This is a genomic window from Paracraurococcus ruber (assembly GCF_004353985.1).
Lineage (GTDB): Bacteria > Pseudomonadota > Alphaproteobacteria > Acetobacterales > Acetobacteraceae > Paracraurococcus > Paracraurococcus ruber.
The window spans coordinates 1-2,517 of the sequence record NZ_SMOA01000480.1 but is presented as its reverse complement, the minus strand read 5'-3'; the positions used below and the strand labels follow the sequence as shown (position 1 = coordinate 2,517).

The window sequence follows — 2,517 nt, the reverse complement described above, 5'->3', positions numbered from 1 at the left end:
GGCCGCACCGCGCCCGCCGCGGCGCCGGCGTGCCGCACGCCCGGGCTGGTGCGCGGTGCCGGCCGCTACTCGGCCGTCGCGCCGCTTTCCTGCACGACCCGGGCCCAGAGCGCCACCTCGGCGGCGAGGTAGCGCGCATAGTCCCCGGCCGTGCCGCCGCTGGGCGTCGCGCCCATGGCCGCCAGCCGCTTCCGCACCTCCTCGTCCCGCAGCGCGGAATTCACCGCGCCGTTCAGCCGCGCGATCGCCTCGGGCGGCGTGCGCGCCGGGGCCATGATGCCCTGCCAGATCCCGGTATCGCTGCCCGGCGGCATCAGCCCGGTCTCGGCCATGGTCGGCACCTCCGGCAGCAGCGGCGCCCGGGCCAGGGAGGAGACGGCGATGGCCCGCACCAGCCCGTCCCGCGCCTGCGGCAGGGCGGTGTTGAAGGCGTCCGACATGAACTGCACGTTGCCCGCCGCCACGTCGGTCAGCGCCGCCGCGGTGCCCCGGTACGGCACATGCGTCGCCTCGGCGCCGATATGCCGCATGACCATGAAGGCCTGCAGGTGGGAGACATTGCCGACCCCGCCCGAGCCGTAGCTGATCTTCCCGCTATTCGCCCGCGCCCAGGCGATGAACTCCGCCGCGTTGCGGACGGGCAGGCGCGGGTCCGCCACCAGCAGGGACGGGGCGGAGGCGGTGAGCGCCACCGGCGCCAGGTCCCGCAGCAGGTCGTAGGACAGCCGCCGGTACAGCGCCCGGCTGATGGCGATGGAGGAGGTGTTGTAGAGCAGCACGGACCCGTCGGCCTCGGCCCGCGCCACCGCCTCGGCCGCGATATTGCCGTTGGCGCCGCCGCGATTCTCCACCACCACGGTCTGGCCCAGCGCGCGGGCCATCTTCTCCGCCACCAGGCGGCCGATGACGTCGGTCGGGCCGCCGGCGGGAAAGGCGATGACCAGGCGGATCGGCCGCGCGTCCTGCGCCCGCGCCGCCGGGATGGCGAAGGGCAGGGCCAGCGCCGTGCCGAGGATGCCGCGGCGGCGCATCAGCCACGCCCTGCCAGCAGCCGCACCGCGGTGTAGTCCATCACCCTCTCCTCCCGTTGGTTGGTCACCGCGATCGCGCTCGTCACCACCGCGCGGCCGCCGGCGCTGGTCGGGCGGATCGCCGCCACCACCACCTCGGCGCCGATGGTGTCGCCGACCCGCACCGGCGCCATCGGCCGGATCGTCGTCTCCAGCAGCGCCAGGCCGGTGCCATGCGCCATGCCCGCCAGCACCATGCCCTCGATCAGCGCATGGGTCAGCGCACCGGGCACCGGGCGCGCACCCAGGGCGCCGTCCCAGGTCGCATCGACGAAGAGCGGTTCCTGCATCCCCGTCAGGGCGACGAAGCCCATCAGGTCGGCTTCGGTGACGGTGCGGCGGAAGGTCCGGAAACGCTGGCCCACCGCCAAATCCTGCCAGTGGTAGCCTTGTCCCAGCAGGCGCGGCGCCTCGATCATTGCGTTCCCTCCGCCGGCAGGCTCGCCGCCGCCGCCCCGCGGCGTCAAGCCGCGCCGGACCTTCCGCGGCGTCAAGCCGCGCCAGACCTGCCACGGCGTCAAGCCGCGCCGGACCTTCCGCGGCGTCAAGCCGCGCCGGACCTGACACGGCGTCGAGCCGCGCCGGAACCGGCCGCCCGCCGCATCCGGCCCGCCAAGGGCCTTTGCCGCCGGGCGATGTTTGCTCCTATCCTCGCGAGGCGGCGTGACGCGCCGCCGGGGCGCGATGCCGCCCCGCCAATGACGGCCCTGGGGCGGCCTGCGCGCTCGCGCGAGCGCGCCGGCTTCTCCCGGCGGGGGAGGCCGGCTTGCCCACAGCCTTCAGCCAGACGACCCGGGCGCTGGCCGGCGAGACCACCGCCGGCGCCCCGGTCGCCTGGGCCATCGGCCTGCTGCTGCTGGCGGCCTGGCTGGGCTGGTTCCTGCTCGGCGAGGTGACGGTCCACGCGACCTCGGCCCATGCCCGGCTGGAGGTGGTGCAGCTGCCGCACCACCTGCCGGCGCCCGCGGCCGGGCGCGTCGCCGCCATCCATGTCGCGATCGGCGACGAGGTCGCGGCCGGCCAGCCGCTGCTCGATCTCGACACGGCCGACCAGCGGCTGCAGCTGGCCGAGACGGCGGCGCGGCTCGCCGCGCTCCCACGGCGCATCGCCTCTGCCGGGCAGGAGCTGGCGGCGCTGCAGCAGGCCCGCGCGGCCGACCAGCGTGCCATCCAGGCGGCGCTGGACGCCGCCCGCGCCCGCATCCGCGAGGCCGAGGCGGCCGCCCGATTCGCCGCCGCCCAGGCCCTGCGGATGAAGGCGCAGAGCGCCGCCGGCGGCATCGCCGATATCGACGCGCTGCGCGCGAAGGCGGAGGCCGACCGGCTGGCGGCGGCGCGCGACGGCCTGGCGGCCGAGCTGCGGCGGCTGGAGCTCGAAGGCCTCGCCCGGCAGCAGGATGCCGAGGCGCGGGCCGAGGCCCTGCGCTGCGCCGCCCTGGCGCTGGAG

The 2,517-nt window shown here is 76.6% G+C and carries 2 protein-coding genes and 1 pseudogene; 1 reads left to right on the top strand and 2 read right to left on the bottom strand.

The window, feature by feature from the left end; translation table 11 throughout:
• Positions 1–65: 65 nt before the first annotated feature.
• Together E2C05_RS30980 and E2C05_RS30975 are read right to left on the bottom strand one after the other, a co-directional pair.
• Positions 66–1,031 carry a Bug family tripartite tricarboxylate transporter substrate binding protein gene (locus E2C05_RS30980; protein ID WP_133223456.1) on the bottom strand — a complete coding sequence of 322 codons (966 nt, stop codon included), beginning with the start codon at positions 1,029–1,031 and terminating at the stop codon, positions 66–68.
• Positions 1,031–1,489 carry a MaoC family dehydratase gene (locus E2C05_RS30975; protein WP_133223455.1) on the bottom strand — a complete coding sequence of 153 codons (459 nt, stop codon included), beginning with the start codon at positions 1,487–1,489 and terminating at the stop codon, positions 1,031–1,033. Before E2C05_RS30975 ends, E2C05_RS30980 begins: the two co-directional genes overlap by 1 nt.
• A gap of 347 nt (positions 1,490–1,836) precedes the next feature.
• On the opposite strand from E2C05_RS30975, the pseudogene E2C05_RS30970 reads away from it, so the two are divergent.
• Positions 1,837–2,517 (top strand): annotated as a pseudogene (locus tag E2C05_RS30970) (hypothetical protein); the annotation flags it as partial.